The organism is Psychrobacter sp. LFX-11D (assembly GCF_904846475.1).
Classification (GTDB): domain Bacteria; phylum Pseudomonadota; class Gammaproteobacteria; order Pseudomonadales; family Moraxellaceae; genus Psychrobacter; species Psychrobacter cryohalolentis.
The window spans coordinates 18,986-41,735 of sequence record NZ_CAJHAV010000014.1 but is presented as its reverse complement, the minus strand read 5'-3'; the positions used below and the strand labels follow the sequence as shown (position 1 = coordinate 41,735).

Annotated in this window: 21 protein-coding genes; 18 read left to right on the top strand and 3 right to left on the bottom strand. The window is 42.3% G+C overall.

What is annotated here, in order from left to right; all coding sequences use genetic code 11:
* The first annotated feature begins 179 nt into the window (after positions 1-179).
* On the top strand, positions 180-2,780 hold the full coding sequence (gene pepN / locus JMX75_RS10500) for an aminopeptidase N (protein ID WP_201532297.1): 2,601 nt from the start codon (positions 180-182) through the stop codon (positions 2,778-2,780).
* Between the two features lie 110 nt (positions 2,781-2,890).
* Here pepN and JMX75_RS10495 read toward each other — a convergent pair whose 3' ends face one another.
* Positions 2,891-3,973, bottom strand: a complete 1,083-nt coding sequence (locus JMX75_RS10495; protein WP_011513838.1) for a 3-deoxy-7-phosphoheptulonate synthase — start codon at positions 3,971-3,973, stop codon at positions 2,891-2,893.
* A 364-nt stretch (positions 3,974-4,337) separates the two neighbouring features.
* On the opposite strand from JMX75_RS10495, the gene lpxB reads away from it, so the two are divergent.
* The 3 genes from lpxB (at position 4,338) to JMX75_RS10480 (ending at position 7,928) form a co-directional block, all read left to right on the top strand.
* Positions 4,338-5,648, top strand: a complete 1,311-nt coding sequence (lpxB, locus tag JMX75_RS10490) for a lipid-A-disaccharide synthase (RefSeq protein ID WP_201532274.1) — start codon at positions 4,338-4,340, stop codon at positions 5,646-5,648.
* A gap of 62 nt (positions 5,649-5,710) precedes the next feature.
* Positions 5,711-6,550, top strand: coding sequence for a ribonuclease HII (locus tag JMX75_RS10485; RefSeq protein ID WP_227673172.1), 840 nt, complete (start codon positions 5,711-5,713; stop codon positions 6,548-6,550).
* A gap of 187 nt (positions 6,551-6,737) precedes the next feature.
* Positions 6,738-7,928 carry a CAP domain-containing protein gene (locus JMX75_RS10480; RefSeq protein WP_201532272.1) on the top strand — a complete coding sequence of 397 codons (1,191 nt, stop codon included), beginning with the start codon at positions 6,738-6,740 and terminating at the stop codon, positions 7,926-7,928.
* Positions 7,929-8,043: 115 nt separating this feature from the next.
* Here the strand turns inward: JMX75_RS10480 and JMX75_RS10475 are convergent, their stop codons facing one another.
* Positions 8,044-8,709 (bottom strand): DUF924 family protein, encoded by a 666-nt coding sequence (locus JMX75_RS10475; protein ID WP_227673171.1) that lies wholly within the window; start codon positions 8,707-8,709, stop codon positions 8,044-8,046.
* 89 nt (positions 8,710-8,798) lie between these two features.
* Here JMX75_RS10475 and JMX75_RS10470 point away from each other — a divergent pair, with 89 nt between their 5' ends.
* From JMX75_RS10470 to JMX75_RS10450, 5 genes are all read left to right on the top strand, one after another.
* On the top strand, positions 8,799-10,043 hold the full coding sequence (locus JMX75_RS10470) for a carboxynorspermidine decarboxylase (protein WP_201532271.1): 1,245 nt from the start codon (positions 8,799-8,801) through the stop codon (positions 10,041-10,043).
* A gap of 277 nt (positions 10,044-10,320) precedes the next feature.
* Positions 10,321-11,595, top strand: coding sequence for a saccharopine dehydrogenase family protein (locus tag JMX75_RS10465; RefSeq protein WP_011513832.1), 1,275 nt, complete (start codon positions 10,321-10,323; stop codon positions 11,593-11,595).
* Between the two features lie 145 nt (positions 11,596-11,740).
* A complete protein-coding gene (locus JMX75_RS10460) occupies positions 11,741-12,364 on the top strand; it encodes a hypothetical protein (protein WP_201532270.1) in 624 nt (207 codons plus the stop codon).
* 275 nt (positions 12,365-12,639) lie between these two features.
* A complete protein-coding gene (locus tag JMX75_RS10455; protein ID WP_201532269.1) occupies positions 12,640-13,452 on the top strand; it encodes a PhzF family phenazine biosynthesis protein in 813 nt (270 codons plus the stop codon).
* Between the two features lie 3 nt (positions 13,453-13,455).
* Positions 13,456-13,788, top strand: coding sequence for a YnfA family protein (locus JMX75_RS10450; protein WP_201532268.1), 333 nt, complete (start codon positions 13,456-13,458; stop codon positions 13,786-13,788).
* A gap of 161 nt (positions 13,789-13,949) precedes the next feature.
* Here JMX75_RS10450 and JMX75_RS13060 read toward each other — a convergent pair whose 3' ends face one another.
* Positions 13,950-14,072: a hypothetical protein gene (locus JMX75_RS13060; RefSeq protein ID WP_020443648.1), complete on the bottom strand. Its 123-nt coding sequence runs from the start codon at positions 14,070-14,072 to the stop codon at positions 13,950-13,952.
* Positions 14,073-14,292: 220 nt separating this feature from the next.
* On the opposite strand from JMX75_RS13060, the gene JMX75_RS10445 reads away from it, so the two are divergent.
* The 9 genes from JMX75_RS10445 (at position 14,293) to lptA (ending at position 22,687) form a co-directional block, all read left to right on the top strand.
* Entirely contained in the window at positions 14,293-14,892 is a 600-nt protein-coding gene (locus tag JMX75_RS10445; RefSeq protein WP_201532267.1) for a 6-pyruvoyl trahydropterin synthase family protein, read from the top strand.
* Between the two features lie 5 nt (positions 14,893-14,897).
* The gene (gene tsaE / locus JMX75_RS10440; protein WP_149491725.1) at positions 14,898-15,440 is read left to right on the top strand and encodes a tRNA (adenosine(37)-N6)-threonylcarbamoyltransferase complex ATPase subunit type 1 TsaE; all 543 of its coding nucleotides are present in this window, start codon (positions 14,898-14,900) and stop codon (positions 15,438-15,440) included.
* Between the two features lie 71 nt (positions 15,441-15,511).
* Complete coding sequence (gene mutL, locus JMX75_RS10435; RefSeq protein WP_201532266.1) at positions 15,512-17,254, top strand: DNA mismatch repair endonuclease MutL; 1,743 nt, start codon at positions 15,512-15,514, stop codon at positions 17,252-17,254.
* A gap of 103 nt (positions 17,255-17,357) precedes the next feature.
* Positions 17,358-18,581, top strand: coding sequence for a tRNA (adenosine(37)-N6)-dimethylallyltransferase MiaA (gene miaA / locus JMX75_RS10430; protein WP_227673016.1), 1,224 nt, complete (start codon positions 17,358-17,360; stop codon positions 18,579-18,581).
* Between the two features lie 455 nt (positions 18,582-19,036).
* On the top strand, positions 19,037-19,588 hold the full coding sequence (hfq, locus tag JMX75_RS10425) for an RNA chaperone Hfq (protein ID WP_201532264.1): 552 nt from the start codon (positions 19,037-19,039) through the stop codon (positions 19,586-19,588).
* 274 nt (positions 19,589-19,862) lie between these two features.
* Positions 19,863-20,855, top strand: coding sequence for a KpsF/GutQ family sugar-phosphate isomerase (locus JMX75_RS10420; protein ID WP_201532263.1), 993 nt, complete (start codon positions 19,863-19,865; stop codon positions 20,853-20,855).
* 39 nt (positions 20,856-20,894) lie between these two features.
* On the top strand, positions 20,895-21,461 hold the full coding sequence (locus JMX75_RS10415; protein WP_201532262.1) for a KdsC family phosphatase: 567 nt from the start codon (positions 20,895-20,897) through the stop codon (positions 21,459-21,461).
* Entirely contained in the window at positions 21,458-22,042 is a 585-nt protein-coding gene (gene lptC, locus JMX75_RS10410) for an LPS export ABC transporter periplasmic protein LptC (RefSeq protein WP_201532261.1), read from the top strand. Before JMX75_RS10415 ends, lptC begins: the two co-directional genes overlap by 4 nt.
* Before the next feature lie 75 nt (positions 22,043-22,117).
* Complete coding sequence (gene lptA, locus JMX75_RS10405) at positions 22,118-22,687, top strand: lipopolysaccharide transport periplasmic protein LptA (protein ID WP_011513820.1); 570 nt, start codon at positions 22,118-22,120, stop codon at positions 22,685-22,687.
* Positions 22,688-22,750 lie beyond the last annotated feature (63 nt).

Here is a 22,750-nt window from a genome sequence, read left to right as displayed (position 1 = left end):
AACCTTGAAATTTGGCGCTTTAAGTCAATGTACTTAGGTATCTTACATAAGTATTGCGACAGTATCGAAGTGTCGCTTAAGTGTCGCTATAAAGGCTATTATAAATATAACCATCATAAAAACCCATAGGAATCTATATGTCTACCGCTGAAAACGATGCGCAAATCATCAATGCTGAAATGCCTGATGTGCCTCTCCATGCGCCCAGTAAAATCAATTTAAAAGACTATCAAAAGCCAAGCTTCGATGTTGAAACTGTCAGCTTAGATATCAAGTTATTTGAAGATCATGCACAGGTAGACAGTACTCTAAAGATGGTACGTCAAAGCGCAGGCGATATCGTTTTATTTGGTGAAGATTTAGAGCTGCTGGCTCTTATGATGAATGGTGAGGCATTGAGTGCTGAACGCTATGAGCTGTCAGCAGGTAAGCTTACGATTAGTGATGCTCCTGATGAGGTGACATTGGCGCTACAAGTGCGTATCTGTCCACAGACCAATACTGCGCTTGAGGGGTTTTATATGGCAGGCAGTGGTGATGAGACGATGTTTGTCACCCAGTGCGAGCCGGAAGGTTTCCGTAAAATTACCTTTTATCCAGACCGCCCTGACGTACTCGCGATATTTACCACTCGCCTTGAAGCAGACAAGCGCTATCCAACACTACTAGCCAATGGTAATTTGGTTGAAGCGGGGGAGATGATCGATGCGCCAAACCGCCATTATGCGATTTGGCATGATCCGACCAATAAGCCAAGCTATCTGTTTGCTTGTGTGGTCGCTGACTTGGATGTATTAGCGGATAGCTATACGACCAGTGAAGGTCGAGAAGTCTTGCTTGAAGTATATGCAAAGTCTGCCGATATCGATAAGTGTGATGTTGGTATGCAAGCACTCAAAGATTCGATGCAATGGGATGAAGTTAATTACGGTCGTGCTTATGACTTAGATCGTTATATGATCGTTGCAGTCAGTCAATTTAATATGGGTGCGATGGAAAATAAAGGGTTAAATATCTTTAATACTGCCTGTGTATTATCGAGCCCTGAAACTACGACTGATACTCGTAGCTTTAGCGTAAAAGCTATTATCGCCCATGAGTATTTCCATAATTGGACGGGCAATCGGATTACTTGTCGTGATTGGTTTCAGTTATGTTTAAAAGAAGGCTTTACCGTTTACCGCGATCAGTCGTTTTCAGCGGATCAGCAATCAAGCGCGGTACAACGTATCGATGACGTCGCGACTTTGCGTGCCCATCAGTTTGCAGAGGATGCAGGACCACTTGCCCATCCTGTACGTCCTGAGAGTTTTGTTGAGATCAATAACTTTTATACCACCACCGTTTATGAAAAAGGCGCTGAAATTGTCCGTATGATAGCCAATACCTTGGGCGCTAATGATTTCCGAAAAGGGACGGACGAGTATTTCCGTCGTTATGATGGTCAAGCGGTCACGGTTGAAGACTTTTTATCTGCGCTTAGTATTACTAACGATAAAGTAGAAGAATTTATCGATTGGTATCGCCAGCCAGGTACGCCAGTGGTGTCCGGTCATCAAGACTATGATAGCGCCACGCAAACATTGACCATTACGTTGAGTCAGCAAACCCGCCATGTGAGCGGCTTTGATGCGCCAAAACCCTTGCCTATTCCAGTTGCAACGGCATTATTTGATAAAGAAAGCGGCAAAATTATTGCTGAGCGTATGTTGCTATTAGACCAAGCCAAACAAACCTTTACTTTTGAAGGCGTAAGTGCTGAGCCTGTGGTGTCTTTGCTACGTGATTTTAGTGCGCCTGTACAGCTGAATTATGATTATCAAGATGAAGATTTGGCATTTTTACTTAAACATGAAACCAATGGCTTCAATCGTTGGCAAGTGACACAAATGCTGGTCAACCGTATTTTATTGCCCACCCAAAGCACAAAGAGCAATCCTGATGTTTATCTAGCGGCATTGGCGCAGACATTGCCAGTGCTCGCAGGTGAAGATGCAATGCTAGCAGCGCGTTTACTTGATATTCCATCAGCTCAAGAGTTGGCGGCTGCTATTCCTGAAGATTATGATCCAGAAGTGGTCAAAGCGCAGCGTGAAGGTTTGTATCAGCAGCTAGCAGAGGCGTTAAAAGATCAATGGGAAATGCTTTACAAGCAACTGCCATTGCACTCTTATGAAGACAGTGCAGAAGCTCGTGGTGAACGGGCACTACGTAATGTGGTACTCGATATGGCATTGACGGCGAACGTGGAAGGCGCTGGAGAGTGGGCACAGCAGCAGTATGATAATGCCAGCTGTATGACGGAACGTTTTGGGGCACTAAAGGCCATGGTCAATCATCAAGTGGCAAATGCTGATGCGTACTTGGCAGATTTTTATCAGCGTTTTCAAGCCGATGATTTGGTGATTGATTTGTGGTTTAGTGTCCAAGCATCTGCTGACAACGTCAATGCTGATGTTATTAAATCACTATTAGCACATGAAGATTTCGATTGGAATACGCCCAATCGCGTACGTTCAGTCATCAGCGCTTTTACCTCGCAGCCAACTGCATTATGGACGCAACAAGGTTTGGATATCTATACAGACGTGATTAAGAAGCTAGATGATTCTAACCCGATGATAGCCTCGCGCTTACTACAAGTATTGGCACGTTGGAATACATTAGCTGAGCCACGCCGTCAAATGGCTCATTTGCAGCTGCTCGATGTACAGCAGCAGGTATTCTCTAAGCATGTGCATGAGAGTCTAAGCAGTGTGCTAGGTACAGCGACTGCATAGAGCTGTCTTAGAAAACTAAAGTCATAATCTTAAACATGAAAAAAGCCCGTCTGACAATTTAGTGTCAAACGGGCTTTTTTAATAAGTAGCTATTGTTGGATAAGCAGTTATTAACGGTTAGGTAGGATGTCTTTGACCATATCACGTAAGTTATGTAGTGCTGTGACCGTGCTGTCCCAATCTAAGCAACCATCAGTAATTGACATGCCGTATTCGAGCGCGTCCAAATCAGCAGTCAGCTCTTGGCGACCGCCTTTTAAGTGACTCTCAATCATCATACCAATGATTGACTTGTTACCGTTTCTGATTTGCTCCGCGACGTTTTGGATCACCATCGGTTGCAAGTAAGGGTCTTTACCAGAGTTGGCATGACTTGAGTCAATCATAATCTTGCTACTGGTTTTACCTTTGGCAAGCGCGTCTTCTACTTGAGCGACTGCTGTTTCATCGTAGTTAGGCTTACCATTGCCACCGCGTAATACCACGTGAGCATAAGGATTGCCTTTAGATTTGATGATAGACACTTTACCATCTGAAGAAAGACCTAAAAAGCTATGACCCGCTTTTACCGCTTGCATGGCGTTGACCGCAACAGTCATGCCACCATCAGTACCATTCTTAAAGCCGACTGGGCATGATAAGCCTGAGCTCATCTCACGGTGCGTTTGGCTCTCGGTTGTACGTGCGCCAATCGCTGACCAGCTGATCAAGTCCTGCATGTACTGCGGTGTATTCGGGTCAAGCGCTTCAGTAGCACAAGGTAGTCCTTTTTCATTGAGATCAAGCAGTAGCTTACGGGCTGTACGCAAACCTTTTTCAATATCAAAGCTGTCATTCATATCAGGGTCATTAATCATGCCTTTCCAGCCAACGGTCGTGCGCGGCTTCTCAAAATAGACACGCATCACAACGAATACGCTGTCTTCAATCTCTTTCGCCAATATGGCTAAGCGATCAGCATATTCATGAGCGGCTTTGATGTCATGAATAGAGCATGGACCAATAACCACAAACAAACGCTTGTCTTTGCCATCCAAGATGTTTTGGATAGTGTGACGACCATTTAAAACGGTTTTATAGGCTTCGTTTGATAAAGGAAGTTCGGTTTTTAGCTCATTGGGTGTGATTAATGGAATAAATTTTTCAATATTCACGTCGTCAATTTCTGCATTATGGGTAGCGGTTGTTATCATGATTATATATCGTCTAGCTGATTTATAGGGACTTTCATTATGCGGACAAAAGTACCAGTTGACAAGGGCAGTCAAGCAGTTAATTGACTGATAACTGGAATGCTGATGCGAAAACTTGGTTATACTTGATGATTATAGGTAGGATAAAGAGACGTTTATGCCACTGTATTTCTTCGGGCAGCTTCGCTATTTTTATCATCGTCACGTATGATGGCAGTATAAATAGCTGAATTTTAGCACCACAAATGCCGCTGATTATGATGGTGCGTATCCTATAATAGATACCCTATGTTATATTTTATAATATCCATGTTTTTTCCCTTGTACGACTTTCACTGTAACACTTTATTATTAAGAGCTTTTCATGACCGATAACCATACGCTTCAGACTGATTTAACTGCGCCATTTGATACTCACGAGTTGGCTAATGTAGCGCGTGAGCCGCTCGTTATCGGTATCGTCGCTGGTGAAGTATCAGGAGACAGTCTGGGTGCAGATTTTATGCAGCAGATGAACAATCTACGTGATGACATCGTTTGGGTCGGAGTGGGCGGTACCAAAATGCAGGAACAAGGGCTTAATAGTATTTTTCCATTGTCCCGTTTGGCAGTGATGGGTCTGGTAGAAGTCATGGGGCAATTGCCTGATTTGCTTAAGGCGCGTCGTGAGTTGCTGGCTGCTTTTAAAAAGGCGGATATTGATTGGTTTATTGGCATAGATGCCCCTGATTTTAATCTACGAGTGTCTAAAAAATTAAAGCCTAAAGGCGTGTTTTGCGTGCAATATGTTAGTCCTTCTATCTGGGCTTGGCGCGAGTCACGTATTCATAATATTAAAGCGGCAACCCACTTGGTATTGTGCCTGTTTCCGTTTGAGCTGCCTGTTTACGAGCGTTATAAGCATCCGGCGATATGCGTTGGGCATCCACTGATGCATACCATTGACCAGTCACTGCTCGACATACCAATCAATCAGCGCCGTAGTGAGCTGGTCTGGCACAACGATGGCTTGCAGCAGTTTTTTATCGAACGCTTTGATGAGGTCAGTCAGCTTATTTGTGTGATGCCGGGCTCACGCCGCGGTGAAATAACGGCTATTTTACCCTTGATGCTAGACGGTATCCAAAAGCTGCTTTTATTGGACCCAAAGCTTTGCTTTATCATCCCAACTGTCGATCAAAACCATCAATATATCGTCCAAGATGTGATTGATCAGCGCTCAGAGCAGCTGCGTGCCGCCATCGTGGTGGTCTATGATGATAGCCAGCCAACCTTTAGTCAGCAGGCGATGGCGGCATCAGATATTGTGATGTTAGCCTCAGGTACCGCAACGCTTGAGGCGATGCTACTTGAGCGTCCGATGGTCGTCGTCTATCAGCTGAATCAGCTAACCTATCAGATTGCTAAACGTCTAGTCAAAGTGCCCTATGTGGGTTTGCCAAATATTTTGGCAGCTACCGCGATCGTACCGGAGCTTATTCAAGAGCAAGCAAGTGGTGACAATATCTGCCGTACCGTCATGCGCCTTTTGCAGCCACGTGCTTATGCGGAGCAATTGAATGCGCTGATTCAGACCAAGCATCTTTTGCAACAGCAAAGCAATCATGAGCCTGCCAATAGCGTGATTGAACAATGGTATCTGCAAAATTATCCGTCGAAAACGCCGCAGATCTAGTAAGAAAATTCATTACATACCTTTTCATTTCATAAAATAAGACAATAAAATTAATGAATAGCATGCTACATATAGAGAGTAATCTTTTAAAAATTGAACGCAGTATCGAGCAGATTGATATAAAAGGACAATATATTAATTTGGCTTCTCCCATTTATTTATCTGGTCAACTTAATATCAACGAATTACTTGCGCAATATTCGAACACTATTGCACAGAGTGATACGAGCTCAGTGCTTCAGATTGGTGTCGATGAAGCAGGGCGTGGACCATTATTGGGCAGCGTGAATGTTGCATCGGCAATATTACCACGTGCTTGGTCAGGACTGATTGAAGGGCAGCCTCTCAAAGATACGCCCTTATCGATACTGACGGACTCCAAGCAGTTGAGCGAAAAAAAGCGCGATATGCTGTATCCCTTGGTTCAGCAATATGCCATTGGTTATGTCATTGCTGATATTCCAGCGGCAGTGATTGACCAAGTGAATATCTTACAAGCTACCATGCTTGGGATGCGTTTATGTACAGAGATGTTGTTAGAGGCGATAGCCGCGCATCTTGGCACACCTATGCTGAAAGTTGAGGTTTTATTTGATGGTAATCGCTGTCCAGATTTAGATTATGCAAGGCTCTTAGAACTTGGTGTCGAAGAAGAAGTAGTTGACTGCCAAGCGTGGGTCAAGGGCGATGCGCTTCATACCAGTATTGCCGCCGCAAGTATCTTGGCAAAAGTTAGCCGTGACAAAACCATGTACGCGCTTGACGCTGAGCATCCTGAATATGGCATTGCCAAGCATAAAGGCTATCCAACACGCGCACATATGGAGGCAATCGAAACTTATGGTGTATTAGCCGCGCACAGACGCAGCTTTGCACCAGTGAGAAAGGCGTTAGAGAGTTAAGAGTGGATAGAGAGTGGCTGATTTATCTAAATAAATAGCCTAAGCGAAATAATTGTTAATTTTTTAATAAATATGCCTTAAAGCTTTATACTTTTTGTTAAATGACATCCGAATAAGTATTCGATAATATCCGTTATACCCAAATTATTGTTCATAATAACCACGCCACTATCTTATAGGATAAGAGATGACCCTTAAATTGCCAGAAAAAAACCTCGCTGTAATTATATTATTAACGGCTTTTTTAACGGCCTGTGGCGGTGGCGAAGACTCAGACAATAGCGCTAAAGAGGTATCATCAGAGCCAACAGCACCTGCTGCTAGCTCTGATGATACCTCGACTGATAAGCCCGATGACCAAACTAATAATGTGGCAAGCGACAATGAGGCACAAGCAGCATTAATCGCAAGTAATACCTTTAGTCTAGCACGTACCAGCTGTGGTCTTGGTGGCTTGTCCGCTGACACCGCACTGGATAATATTGCGATTCAACATGCCAAATACATCAAGCACGTATTTGCTAACAGCACACCGACTACTTTTAGTCCACATTATGAGAATATGATTGCAGATATCGCAAACGTCACGGGTGATAATAACCCGTTCTTTAGGGGCGTTAGCTTCACAGACCGGTTATTACAGGCAAAATATGGCAACGCCCGATATGGGGTTACTGAGAATATTGCCCAATCGGTTTACTATAGCTCGGCAGGCAATATTATAGGCTCTGATACAGTGGCAGGCTCAATGGCTAAGTCGTTATTGGCAGCGCCTTATCATCTGCGCTCTTTGATGCTACCAGGTTCAAGTTTGACAGGGACGGGTATGGTCACTTATAAGCCTTTTGGTAAGGATAGGGCTAATAATCAAGGTTATGTATTAGTCAACCATGCCTCAGCGACGCAGGCAACCAAAGATAATACGGTAGCAGGAATATTCACTTATCCATGCCAAGGGGTCAGCGGTACCGTCACTGCGTTGTATAACGAAACGCCAAGTCCGGTCAAAGGAACGGGTCGTGACTTACAAACTGATCCTATCGGACAGCCTATTTATGTCAGTATGCCGTCTGCTCAAACGATTGATATCAGCAATGTTAAATTCCATGATATACAGCGTAATATGGATGTGCCCATTGAGATATTAGATTATCGCCAAGATCCCCATAAAAACACCATATATGAGCTACCAGCGAACGAAGCGTTCATCTTGCCCATTACGGACAATTTGAAAAGCTGTACAAGCACCAGTAAAAAAGACGCAAATTGTGGTTTACATGGCAATAGTGATTACCGTGTCAGCTTTGATATCTTAGTCGATAGCAAAGCCACAGAGCGTGAGAGCTTTACCTTTAAAACTGGTGCTGTGAACAATTAATTGCGTGATCTAAAAGACTTATTATAGAACAAGTTATAAAACAAGGGCTGAACCAGTTATCTGATTCAGCCCTTGTTTTATATAATGGTCAATCCACTATGAAAGCGTTATCACGTCAAAACGACGAGTTCCACTGCTGCAAAAAGGCTTCTTCTTCATCTGTTGACTCGCGATCTAACGTGTTATTGCGATGTGGGTAACGCCCAAACTGCTCGATAATCTCTTTGTGCTGCTGCTCAAAATCTAACGTAATGGCATCATCGAGCTGCTCAAATAATGGCAGATAGCGACTATGAATCCTTAAAGATTCTGAATGCATAAACGGCATAATAGCAAATTTGCGCCATGTCATTGGTAAGGTAGAAAAATGTGGCTGCAATACGATTTCTTGAGCCAACACCAGCGCCATACCATCTTGCGCAAACGCCTCCGCTTTATTGCGGCATAAATTGCGTGAAAATTGATCTAAAACGATGATCTCTGCCAGACGCCCAGCCAAAGCGGTAATGGAGCTATTGCAGTCGGTTGCTGCTTCTGAAATGCGCCAAGTGACGCATTCCCCTTGCTTTGCTGCTTGCCAAATTTTACCAAACCGCTCTTTTATTTGCTGATCAAATTCATGGCTTTGCTCGAACCAATACTGTTCATTGTCCTTATCAAACCAAAAATCCAATACGGCACACGCCTCTGAATTGAGATACTCTAAACTTATGTTTTTTGGATCAAGTGACGATAAATTGGCATGGCTTTTTGAGGTGGAATAATCGGTTGAGAGAGACATAAGCTATTCTAATTATGATAGATTTAGTCTACTATAGCGCAAATATTTATGTCTGTCATGATACGAGCAGCAGCTATTAGGTAAACCTTATGAATACAAAAAATTCGCTACAAAACACTCAGTCATCATTACCACCAACGCCATATTACTTGCTTGATGAAGCCGCAATCGTCGCCAATATGCAGATTATCGCTCGCCTATGCGAGTTGTCTGGCGCAAAAGCACTGCTTGCGCTCAAATGTTTTGCGACTTGGGGCGTTTTTGATATCATGCAGCCTTATCTGCATGGTACAACGTCATCTTCGCTAAATGAAGTCAGATTGGGTTATGAGACTTTTGGTAATAATAGCGATGCTAGTAACAAAGATAAAAAAGAAACTCACGCCTATAGCGTGGCTTACAGCGCGGATGAGATGCCTGAAGTACTCAGCTATGCCGACAAGATTATCTTCAACTCAATCTCCCAGTTAAATGCGTTTAAAGGTGAAGCAGCAGCAAAAAACATCCCAGTCGGACTACGCTTAAATCCAAAGACCAGTAATTCGTCATTTATCATTGCCGATCCTGCACGTCCGTTTAGTCGTCTTGGTGAGCATGATAAAGACAAAATTGCAGCCGTGTTGAGTGATATTAGCGGTGTCATGATTCATAACAACTGTGAAAATGACAGTTTTGAGGCATTTAGTGACAGCTTAGCTGATATCGAAACCAGATTTGGTGATGTTTTGCAGCAGCTTGAATGGGTCAGTTTGGGCGGTGGCATTCATTTTATTGCTCCTGATTATCCACTAGAGAAACTGGCTGACAGGTTAAAAGGCTTTAGTGAAAAATATGGCGTACAAGTCTACCTTGAGCCGGGTGAGGCAAGTATTCATGGTGCTGGCACGCTAGTCACAAGCGTTTTAGATACGATGCATAATGAAAAAAATCTAGCTGTAGTAGATTCATCCATTGAAGCACATATGCTTGATTTGCTGATTTACCGTGAGTCAGCGCCGATAGCGGCTGTTAATAGTGATTTAATGAATATCGCCTCTCTTGATATTGACCCTACCAATATTGCACCCATAAGCGAGAACGCTAAATCAGCTGATAATACGATTATCTATGGTCGTTCTTGTTTGGCAGGCGATATCTTTGGTGAATATGCCTTGCCAAACAAGCTAAAAGTAGGTGACACCGTTACCTTTGGTAACGCAGCAGGCTATACCATGGTGAAGAAAAACTGGTTTAATGGCGTGAATATGCCAGCGATTGTCATTCGCCGCTTAGATGGCAGTATCGATATCCAACGCGAGTTTGATTATCAAGATTATAAGGCGAGCTTGTCATAAAGCTATTAGACGCATATTTGGCATGACCAAATGGTAATGCTAAACAACTATCTATAAATTTTTATTCGCTTTGACGTTTTTAAGTTATGTTGTAATTTTTGCCGAAAAGTCAGTAAAAATTGTTATAATTGCTACTGGCAAACACAGTAGGATTTGTCTAACGGGTGCGTGGGTTTTCCTCGGTCTTCCTTTTTAATTCACGCATATCATTCACTCGTTTCTGTTTTGCATAGCCAATATCAATGGTATCGACAGGGACACAAAGGAGGATTGTTCTTTGAACACAAACCAACAAGTTAAGCCTAGTAAAAAAGATGTACTTATTATCGGTGCTGGCGGCGTCGCTCAAGTAGTCGCACATAAATGTGCGATGCATAATGACGTACTTGGCGAGATTCATATCGCTTCACGTACCCAAGATAAATGCGATGCCATCGCTCAGAGCGTTATAGAAAAGAACAGCTTTAAGCAACCAGCGGTATTGCACACGCATGAAGTCGATGCCATGGATACCCAAGCGCTGATACAGCTGATTGAAGATACGGGTATTCAAATCCTTATCAATGTCGGTTCGGCATTTGTGAATATGACTGTATTGGAAGCTTGTATTGAGACTGGCGTAGCATATATTGATACCGCTATTCATGAAGATCCTCGCAAGATTTGCGAGACGCCACCATGGTATGACAACTATGAATGGAAGCGCAAACAGCGCTGTGCCGATAATAATGTCACTGCGATCTTAGGTGCAGGTTTTGATCCTGGTATGGTCAATGCCTATGCACGTCTTGGTTATGACATGATGGATGCAGGTTCAGTGACTGATATTGATATTATTGATATTAATGCTGGTAGTCATGGTAAATACTTCGCCACCAACTTTGATCCTGAGATTAACTTCCGTGAATTTACTGGTACGGTTTATTCTTGGCAGGACAGTAAGTGGCAGTCTAACAAGATGTTTGAAGTAAAGCGTACAGATGACTTGCCTGTTGTAGGTGTGCAAAACAGTTACTTAAGTGGTCATGACGAAGTGCATTCTTTATCAGCCAACTTAGATGTGCCAAATATTCGTTTTTGGATGGGCTTTGGTGAGCACTATATCAATGTCTTTACCGTTCTACAAAACTTGGGCTTATTGTCTGAGCAGCCAGTCATGACTGCTGAAGGACAAGAAGTTATCCCATTAAAAGTAGTGAAAGCGGTCCTACCAGATCCAAGTTCACTTGCGCCAAATTACACAGGTAAAACCTGTATCGGTGACAAGGTCAAAGGCAAGATTAATGGTGTCGATAGTGAGGTATTTATCTATAATATTGCAGACCATAAAGATGCCTATAATGAAGTTGGTAGTCAAGGTATCTCTTATACCGCAGGCGTGCCACCAGTCGCCGCAGCGATGCTAGTTGCTACAGGCGAGTGGGATGCAGGAAAAATGGTAAACGTTGAAGAGCTTGATGCCAAGCCATTTATCAATCTATTGAATAAAATTGGTCTGCCTACGCGCATCAAAGATAGCGAGGGCGATAGAGCGCTTGAGTTTGATATCTAAATTGTCGTGTTGGTTTTTATTGTTCGTTAAATAAAAAGCACCCTATTGAGGCAGACTCGATAGGGTGCTTTTTTACGTATCTGCTTCTATAATAAGAACGAGTATCATAAAACTGATAGCTATAGATGGCATAAGGAGAATTGCGATGTCTTTAGAAAAATATAAAGTATTTAACTTGATTGAGGATGTGAAAAAGTTAAAAGTGTTATTTATTCTAGAATCTCCCTATATCAATGAATATATCCATCAACATCCAGCGGCAGGCGAGTCGGCGCTTGAGCTCACTCAATTTTTGATGACTCAAGGGTATTTAAAGGATTTTGATGCCCAATTGCCATTAGGCTGTAATATCAAAGCACTAAATTATCAGCCACTGGGTATTTTGAACTGCTCTACGTTGCCACTGAATAAAGCGTTTTACCCTTGCGCTTTAAATAGTGAAGACTTAGCAAAAGTGAATGAATTGGCAGCTATTAAACAAAATTTAAATCAAAGTAATCCGAATAAATTACCTGTATATTTGAAGAAAAACGGTGTTTTTAAAGACTTTGTTAGTCGATTAACTGAAGTGCTTGAGCAAGCGCCAGCTGATATTATCATCGTACCTTGCGGCGATACTGCAATTGGGTTTATGGATGCTTTTAAAACAATTTATCAGAAGCCTTTGACGGTTTTAGATAGTTTACCGCATCCAACTGAGCCAGATTGGGCTGAGAAGATAGCCACCATTAATTTGACAGATTATATCGCGCCCCAGCTATTGCCTTAGTTATGATTGCACTCTACCTATAATGACCAAATAATAAATGCAAATCTTTCAAAGATGTATACTGATTTGCAAAAGGTAAGCTCGAGAGTCTGTAGGAAAATACAGGAGATGATAGATACTGAGTTATAGTCTACAAATAAGCTATTCAAACCGATGCGACAATCCTTTAGATAGAGCCTGATAAAGGCTGTGAAATTTCATTCTACTTCTATTAACAGTAGTGTGTTTTTTACCGTAAATCAGCGATATCCCTATCATAAAAATAAGAGCGTAATATGCAATTAGAAATCAATGTTATCGATGCCTTTACTAATACTGTGTTTAAAGGCAATTCAGCGGCAGTGATTATCACAGAAAGTTGGTTGTCTGAGAAACTCATGCAATCTATTGCTTTTGAAAATAATTTATCAGAGACGGCTTTTATAGTCTTGGATAATAAAGGTACTTATCATATTCGATGGTTTTCACCGCTTACGGAGATTGATTTTTGTGGTCATGCGACCTTGGCTTCTGCCTTTGTACTGTTTAAGAAAAACCCTACTTTGACGTCTATTAAGTTTTCAGCTGAAGCAGTTGGGGTTTTAGCGGTCAAGCAAACCGATCATGATAAAATACAGATGGATTTTCCCAATACTAAGCCTGAGAAAGTCAGTGAAATCCCTGATAGTTTGCTGGCAGGATTGTCTATTGCCCCTATTGAAGTCTATAAAAACGCACAGGCATATTTTGTGATTTATGACTCGGAATTTGACGTGTTAAATGTAGAGCGTGATAATGACGCGCTAAAACAACTTGCGCCTCTCGATGTGGTTGTCACTTGTCAGGCTAAATCTGCCCACTACAAAGACTACGATTTCATTTCACGTTATTTCTGGCCTGCCAATGGTGGTGATGAAGACCCAGTTACGGGTTCGGCTCATACTGGATTAGCGCCATTATGGGCACAGCGACTGGGTAAAAATACATTGGTTGCTTATCAAGCGTCAAAACGTGGCGGGGTGCTAGATTGTGTGGTTACAGGAGATAGAGTGCTTATCTCTGGTCATGCTGTGCATTATTTGACGGGATTTATCACGGTCGAGGAGTAACTTTTGTCTGAATTAAAAACAGTAGGGCTTTTTGCTCTTACTGCATTGGCTGAAATCGCAGGTTGTTATCTGCCTTATCTGTGGCTACGAGAGGGTAAGTCAGTTTGGTTACTCATACCTGGTGCCCTGAGTTTGATAGCTTTTGTATGGCTGCTGTCATTACATCCAGCTGCTGCCGGTAGGGTCTATGCCGCTTATGGCGGTGTTTATATTTCGATGGCGATTTTATGGTTGTGGACGGTGAATGGTATACGCCCAACGACGTGGGATATTGTAGGTTCTGCTATCGCTTTATTGGGCATGGCAATTATTATGTTTGCGCCGCGCAGTACTTAGATTATGAGTCAAAGTGCGCAAATTAAAGCTTGTTAATTCAAGATTTAGTAAATTCATACCAGCAGTACTATAAGGTATCGATATTGCTTTTCACTGATCATATAAATAAAAAAATGCCAATCAAACCATTAAGCTTGATTGGCATGTTGAGACACTTACTATTAATGCTTTCCTAAGATGCTACCATTATCATCTTTCTTTGATTGTTTAGCCGCTTTTTTCTCTTTTGCCGTTAATAGCGGCTTCTTTTTGACATTCTTCTTACTATCTTGACCTTTACTCATGATGTTGTCCTTTTATGTGACTGATTAATACTTATTAAAATCAGTATAGCCCTAAGGGTGATTAATAGCTAGCTTCAAGCAAATGGACGCTGGCGTTAATAAGTGCTTACTTACGAATACATCACGATTTGCTATAATGAGCAGCAAGCCGATAAATCGCGGCAAACCTTTATCCTATTATTATTTAGCACAATGATGCTTACTGTTTTGGTTGATTATTATGCGTATCCGTAAACTGTTTAAATTTGAAAACGCCCATATTGTGCGTAACTGTAGCTCTGAGCGCTGCAAACACTCGATTCATGGTCATAGCTATCAGGTTGAGCTGATACTTGAGGCCAAGCGTTTAGATCATGGGCAGATGGTCTATGATTTTGGCTTATTAAAATCCTCTATTAAAGACATTATCGACAGCTTTGATCATGCGATTTGTTTTTGGAGTAAAGACGATCCTGAGTACATCGCTGCCTGTAAGAAATTCAGTGCACGCTGGATCAGCTTGCCGGTATCGCCATCAGCAGAGCAGTTCTCGCGGGTGATATTCTTTTGGGCGCAAGAGATTCTGCAACAGACACAAATGCAAAATGGCGAAGCGGATGTCAGCGTATATTCAGTGATTGCGCACGAAACTGCGACTGGTTACGCGCAGTGTTTTGCTGATGATGTGAGCAATGAGCAAATGGGTAAGTTGGTGCTAAAGGATTTCGAATTTAGCGAGCAAGTATGTGCAGAGTGGCATGACCCTGAGCTATATGCCAAACTGATACGTGGTGAGAGTTTCGTTAATCCAGCAGTCACAATGCAAGTACAGGTAGATTGAGTTTAATGAATAATAATCAAACGATTGAAGACGCAGCTATAAGTGGTGGTAAGAATTTGAAGACTTTGACGCTGCATTCAGAAAAAGATACTCAGCGTTTGGCTGAGCAATTGGCAGCTTTGCCGCTGACAGGTAGTGTGTGGCTGGCAGGAGATTTGGGTGCGGGTAAAACCACATTAACTCGCTATTGGTTGCAAGCGCTAGGGCATAAAGGAGCGGTGAAAAGTCCGACTTATACCTTGGTTGAGCCTTATAGTATTACCCAAAATGACGGCTCAATTAAACCTGTTTATCATGCTGACTTATATCGTTTACAAGATCCAGAAGAGCTGTCTTTTATTGGCTTTGATGAGTATTTGGATGAGCCAAATGCGTTGGTTATCATTGAATGGGCTAGCCGTGCGCACAGCTATTTGCCGCCGCCTACTATGTTTATTGATATGATTCAAAGTAATAGCAATGATGATAAAGAATCTCGCCAAGTTGCAATACGATTGTCAAAGGCAGGACAAGTACAAGGTTTTGACTTATCCAGTCTAAATCTTTAGTCCAAATCGTGCTACAGATGTTTAAAGCCTTAAAATCTGCCTCTATTATTTTTAATATATGATACCCATCAATGCTACATAGCCACACCAATACACGCATTAAAAAACTATCGCCGCTGCTTATTAATCAATTAGCAGCGGGTGAAGTCGTGACGCGTCCAGCAGCTGTGGTCAAAGAGCTACTGGAAAATGCAATTGATGCTCATGCCACAGATATCGAGGTCCGCATTACCCAAGGTGGCATGGGTATGATTGAGGTAATTGATAATGGCGTTGGGATTCATCCTGATGATATGGTCATGGCAGTCACGCGTCATGCCACTAGCAAAGTCGCTGATGTGGCACACTTGCACGGAATTACAACGCTGGGTTTTCGCGGGGAAGCACTGGCAGCGACGGCTGCTGTTTCCCGTTTGACCTTAACCAGTAGTCATAATGACAGCGGTATTGGTCGTCAGTTGCAAGTTGCCGGTATATTAGGCGATACGCCAAAATTAATACCCGTTGTGCATCATCGCGGTACTACTATTACAGTCAAAGATTTATATTTCAACGTACCAGCACGCCGCGGTAATTTGAAATCTATCGCGACTGAGTTCAGTCATATCGAAACGATTGTCCGTGAAGTGGCTTTAGCACGCGCTGATGTGGCGCTGACGCTTTTTCATGATAATAAAAAACGGCTATCACTGTCGGTAAACACTATAAATAAAGATACTGAAAATTATCTGCCGCTATCACGTTTGGAACAAGCGACTGGATTGGCACTTGCAGAGCAGGCAATTGAAGTCGCGGTTGATTTATCTAGCCTAACGCAGCAATTTGGAAGTTCTTCTGCTACTCATGCTAATGGTGAATATGCTGATAATGTACGCACTATGCAACCGGCGAGTATTGGCGGTTGGTTGTGGGCAAGTTATGATGCCAACCATAGTTTACCAAAGCTTATTTATGTAAATGGCAGATTGGTAAAAGAGGCATTAATTAGCAATCAGCTTCGTCAAATGGTTCAAAGTGTACAGCTAGCAGGTATGGGTTATGCGCTTTATTTTGAGTTACCAACTCAGTGGATCAATGTTAATGTTCATCCTTCCAAGCAGCGTATCAAGATTAGCCCGCTGAACAATATCATGGCGCATTTAAGTCATGCGGTTCGTGCGAAGTTAAGAGGGCTTAATACCACGAAAATTGTTCGCTCTAAAGAGCGAGCACCAAATGATAATATTTCCATAAGAAAGTCGTTTAATGCGTTAGACGCAATAACATCATCTACCAACAATGCAACGGCAAGTCAGCAAGTGCAAGCTCTTAAGCAACCATATCAGCTGTCAGAAAATGAGTCGTTATCCGAAAGTATTAAAGACTTTCATATTGATGAGCCTGTAGAAGACAGTCGTCATGCTGTAAACAGTTACCCTGTAAACACACCACCTTTACCAGTTTGCTTAGAAGTTATAGATAGTGTCACTGATCTGGTAGCTTCTTCAGTTATATATAGCAATGACGATAAAGCGCTGCCTTGGTTGCTATTTTATTATCAAGGGCAGTGTGCGCTAATTAGTGCTGAGAGATGGCAGTCAAGATTAAAAGTATTGTTTGAGTCAACTATCTTTAGCAGCACTATGTATAACAACGCCAAAGTATTAAATAGTACTACTACCAATCAACAATTGGCGAAGATAACCATGCAAATGTCTGAACAAGATGCACGAGCTTTTGTAGCAGATATGGAAGCTATACTGAGCAAATATGCTATCCACTCTATAGATAGTCAACAATTAGTCACATTGATGTTATCATCTGCGCTTAAATAGCGGTATTGTGAAAATAGGGTATTTTCTATAGTTAAGACATATCGCTGAGCTATCAATAATTTACCTTATTGTTCTTAAAACCATGACCATCAAAGGCAAGTATATGCGACTTTCGTCTGATAGCCTATCTTCTTACTTGATTCCCAATTTGGCGGACAATAGCGTGGTGTGCTTGATGGCACCAACCGCGAGTGGTAAGACCGCTTTGGCTTATGAGCTTTATGATAGCGGTCGTTATGAGCTGATTTCGGTAGATTCAGCATTGGTGTATCGTGACATGACGGTCGGTACCGCAAAGCCAAATGCTGCTGAGCTGGCACGATACCCCCATTATTTGGTCGATATCATTGATCCTATGCAAAGCTATAGTGTCGCTGAGTTTGTCAATGATGTGGCAAGATTAATTGATAGCTGTCATCAGAATGGCAAAATACCCTTGTTGGTCGGCGGTACGATGATGTATTACATGGCATTGCTTGATGGACTCTCACCAGTGCCTGATAGTGATGACAGTGTTCGCGCGCGCGTTGAGCAGTGGCGCCAAGATGAGGGAATCAGTGCGCTATATGATTATCTTGGTAAAGTTGATGCTATCAGCCATGAGCGCCTTAATGCAACTGATACCCAGCGTATTACCCGTGCTGTTGAAGTATATTTGCAAACTGACATTCCTATCAGTGACTGGCAGCGTCAGCCCAAGCAAGCATTGGCACATAATCCCAATCAACAGTGGCATGCTTTGGCGGTTATGCCAGACCGTCCATGGTTACATACGCGTATTGAGCAGCGATTAGATATCATGTGGCGTGAAGGATTGGTAGCAGAGGTTATCAGTTTGCTTGAGCATTATCCTCTGACCCCAAGCTTACCTTCGATGCGCTGTGTTGGTTATCGACAAGTATTAGAGTATTTGGTACAGACTAATCACCCTGTATTTGAACAGCCTCATTTGGATAAAGCGCAGTTTTATGATGCTTTTGCTCAATCGGAACCATCAAGTAACGAAAGTAAAGAGCAAGATACCACGATTCAAAGTAGCATAACTCAGACGCATCTACCAATGGCAACTGCCCAAACCGAAGCGCTTGCTTGTCAGCAAATGCAAAATAAGGCATTATATGCTACAAGGCAGTTAGCAAAGCGCCAATACACGTGGCTGCGAAAAGTGATGCAACTGTCTAATACGGCAGCAGTGCCTGCAATAGGATCAATAACAGCGTCGTCGACATCCATTGTTGGCTCTGATGATGTGACAGATTTTCAAAAAAATAAGTTAATATTGCACTCATTTAGCACTATGGAGCAGGCGAGAGCGTATTTGGTTTAATGAGTGATATCAGTCGTTTGCCTATATCTAGATTTGTCAGACCATTAGTGTTCTGTAATATTAATGGTCGAGCTGTAGTAATAAAAACACAGCATGACCGTATAACATCATACAAAGATACGAAAGTAATGACAATTAGTTTCAAAGTATAATGTATATAACTGTTATAATTTGATTATATGAAAGTGTTAACTGTTGCAAGCGTTGATTGCTTTTTAGTGATTATTCATCAACATTTGGTGATAGAGGTGACCCATGCAACACTTGGTTACTTAATTTATGAAAATAACGACATATTCACGATAAAGTAGAATGACTTAACAAGCTTTAGCACTTATTTAGATACGTTTTATAAATAAAACTTATTATTGTATCTACCCTTAGCCATTATAATTGCAGTAACCCTTAAAATAATTGGCGCTAACAATAATTATATAATATTTAGGAGAGATTTCATGTCAAAAGGACAAACTTTACAAGATCCGTTCTTGAACTCACTACGCAAAGATCGCATTCCTGTTTCTATTTTTTTAGTGAACGGTATTAAGCTGCAAGGTCAAATAGAATCATTCGATCAGTATGTGGTTTTGCTGAAAAATACCGTCAGTCAGATGGTATATAAGCATGCTATCTCAACAGTCGTCCCAGCACGTAATCCTCGTAGCAGCACAACGCCAAGCGCGACTACTCAAAGCCAAGGCGCAGCACCAATGGGCTATCCGAGTCAAAGTGGCGGTGTGAGCGGTGGTTTTGAGCGTGGCGGTAGCGCAAATCCAGCTACTGGTGGCGGCTTTGAAGAACGTGGTTTTGCCAATCGTAGTGGCTTTAATCGTGGAGGCTTTAGTCAAGGCCAAGAGCGCGGCTTTGAGCGCGGTAGCTTTGGTCAAGGTCAAGAGCGCGGTTTTGAGCGTGGTGGTTTTGGTCAAGATCGTGGTTTTGAAGCGCCGTCAGAGAATGTGGGTTATGACAACAAACCTAATGACGAATCTGGTGATAGTAACTCTTAGACCCTCCTACTAAGACATGAGATATCCTATTGAGACCTACTATTATAGTGGGTTTTTTTGTATTGATATTCTTATAAGTAATAACGTTTTAATGCACCCACGATAGCCTTAGGGCTGTATTCCTACAGAATCATATTAATATTGACCATAATTATTAATATGATTCATAGTATTATAAAATGTATAGTAAAATGATTCATCAAATTATAATAATATATAGCCAAAAATATAGAGTCATTGCAAACAAAAAATTAATAAAATATAGAGCCACTGTATGAATAGTCCTGAACGCAATCTAACCCATGAGCAATTTATTAGTACCGCTATTGATGCCATCAATACTGAAAAGGCGGCACTAGCATTACTGACCGAGCAAATAGATGATAGATTCGCTCAGGCTTGTGACATCATTTTGGCATGTCAAGGTCGTGTGGTTGTGACAGGGATGGGTAAGTCGGGATTGATTGGTCGTAAGATAGCGGCGACATTTGCGTCTACTGGTACGCCATCGTTCTTTATGCATCCTGGTGAAGCAGGGCATGGTGACCTCGGAATGTTGGTCAAAGGGGATGTGTTACTTGCCATCTCTAACTCTGGCGAGTCAGATGAGATAAAAATGCTCTTGCCTGTGGTCAAGCACTTAAATATTCCGCTGATTAGTATCAGTCGAGATAAACGAGGTATGCTGCCCCATGCTGCGGATATTATCTTGACTCTTGGTAAGTCGCAAGAAGCTTGCCCGCTCAATCTTGCTCCTACCTCAAGTACCACAGCAACTCTAGCACTCGGTGACGCATTGGCAGTTGCCTTAGTGCATGCCCGCAATTTTACCTCAGAAGATTTTGCGTTATCGCATCCTGCAGGTGCATTGGGTCGTCAATTACTGACCCGCGTAGAAGATTTGATGCATACTAAGACAGAGGACTTGCCACTCATCAATCAGCAAGCACCGTTACAAGAAGCATTATTTATCATGTCAGCTGGGCGATTGGGCATGACGGTGGTCACAGATGATGAGAAAAAAGTAGTCGGTATATTTACCGATGGTGATTTAAGGCGAGGATTGGAAAAAGGCATTGATTTGCAGACCCCTATGTGTGAGCTGATGGTGAGTAGCCCTCGTCGTATCAGTAAATCCATGCGAGCATCAGATGCGCTTAGCGTGATGAATGAAAATGCTATCAGTCAATTGCTTATTATCGATGATGACCAGCGCCTAGAAGCTATTATTACGGTACATGATTTACTACAAGCTGGTGTAAAATAAACGTTATATTAGAATATCTATTAATAGAAGAGATGACTGATGCAAGACTTAATCAAGAAAGCCGGACAAGTGAAGTTATTGGTCATGGACGTTGATGGTATTTTATCAAATGGTCAAATTATCTATGATGCCAATGGTGTTGAGACCAAAGCGTTTTCTGTCTATGATGGTGTAGGCGTCAAGTCATTAGCCCGTTATGGTATTTTGACTGCGATTATTACCGGTCGTAGCAGTTCTATGGTCGATAAACGCGCCACTGAAATTGGTGTAGATTATATTGTCCAAGGACGTGATGATAAGTTAGTAGCATTAAATGAGCTGCTTGCAAGCCTTGATCCGGCGCTTCATATCACAGCTGCTGATTGCGCTTATATGGGTGATGATTTGCCAGATATCAAAGCCATGCAAACAGTAGGATTTGCTGCTACTGTGCCAAATGCCCAAGCAGAGGTTATCAATCGCAGTGATATGGTGACCACGCGAGCCGGCGGTACAGGCGCCGTACGTGAAGTATGTGATCTCATTTTAAAGGGTCATGGACATTACCAAGACTTTATCGCGCACTATACGCTTGATGAAGTAAAAAATCAGGATGACTTATCGTGAATACTCGTGTTTTAATAGTCATTACCTTGATCATCGCTGGTCTTGCTGGTTGGTTTTTTAAGCAGCAAGGGGACATTACGCCGCCAGTCAATATTGAAACCTCTGATGTCGATTATGAAGCAACAGATATTAAAGCGGTACAAACGAATGAGCAAGGCGAGACCGAATATGAGCTGAGCGCTGAGTCATTGACGCACAATCCGGCAACCAATAAAGATGAGATGAAAGGCATTACCATGAATTGGGAGCCTTCGGATGAGCAGCGTTATCGTATCGAAGCGGGCACAGCAGCTATCAGTCAGCAGACGGGCGAGCTGAGCTTATCAGGTGGATTTTCTTTAATCAGTGAAGGCAAAACAGCTAAGCCTGAAGTCGAACCCATTAAGGTCACTGGTGCCACATTGAAAGGTAATACTAAGTCAGGTCAAGTGTATAGTAATGAGCCAGTTAAGGTTGAACAAGGTATGAACCGTTTTGAGGCATCGAGTATGAAAGCCAATCTTGAAACGGGCGACTATGAATTTGGTCAAGTGGCGGTCTCTTTCACGCCCGCTGATCGTCAAGACAAAGCCCTGTTTTAATTAGCATATTATTCAGTGAAGCATCTAGCAGGAAGTTTGCAAACTCTACTACCCATTATAAAACGAGTAATTTTCATGAAATCTAATTCTTTGCCTACTTTACGCTTGCTATCGACACGCTCTATTCAAGTGTCGCATAGATTGCGTGCACTGCCAGTGGTTATGCTGTTGGCGCTGCCACTATACAGCCATGCTTTGCCATCAGATGCCAATCAGCCTATTAAATTATTGGCAGACAAAGCCACTTATAGTGAGCGTAGCGGTATTACAAGCTATTCTGGTACAGTAGTTATTACTCAAGGTACGTTTAAGATGACCGCTGATAATATCACGGTTAATTTATCACAAGGTCGAAGTATCAATTCTGCAGTAGCAACAGGGCGTCCAGCGACGATGCAGCAAGTTGTGACGCAAGAAAAAGGTCTGGCAAAAGGTCAGGCAAATAAGATTGACTATAATGCTGTGACGGGTATCGTGACGCTAACGGGCAATGCAAAATTGGTACAAAATGGTGCAAGCTTCGCAGGTAATGTTATTCGTTATAGCCTAAAAGCTGGTGATGTGGAAGCGACTGCTGGCGGCAATCAGCGCGTCGAATTGGTATTCCCGCCTAACAATAGTACCAGCCAGAGTGGTATACGTTAGGCTATATGACGACTTAAGTCATAACACCTGCGATAAATATAAACAAACGACTAAACATTTCAG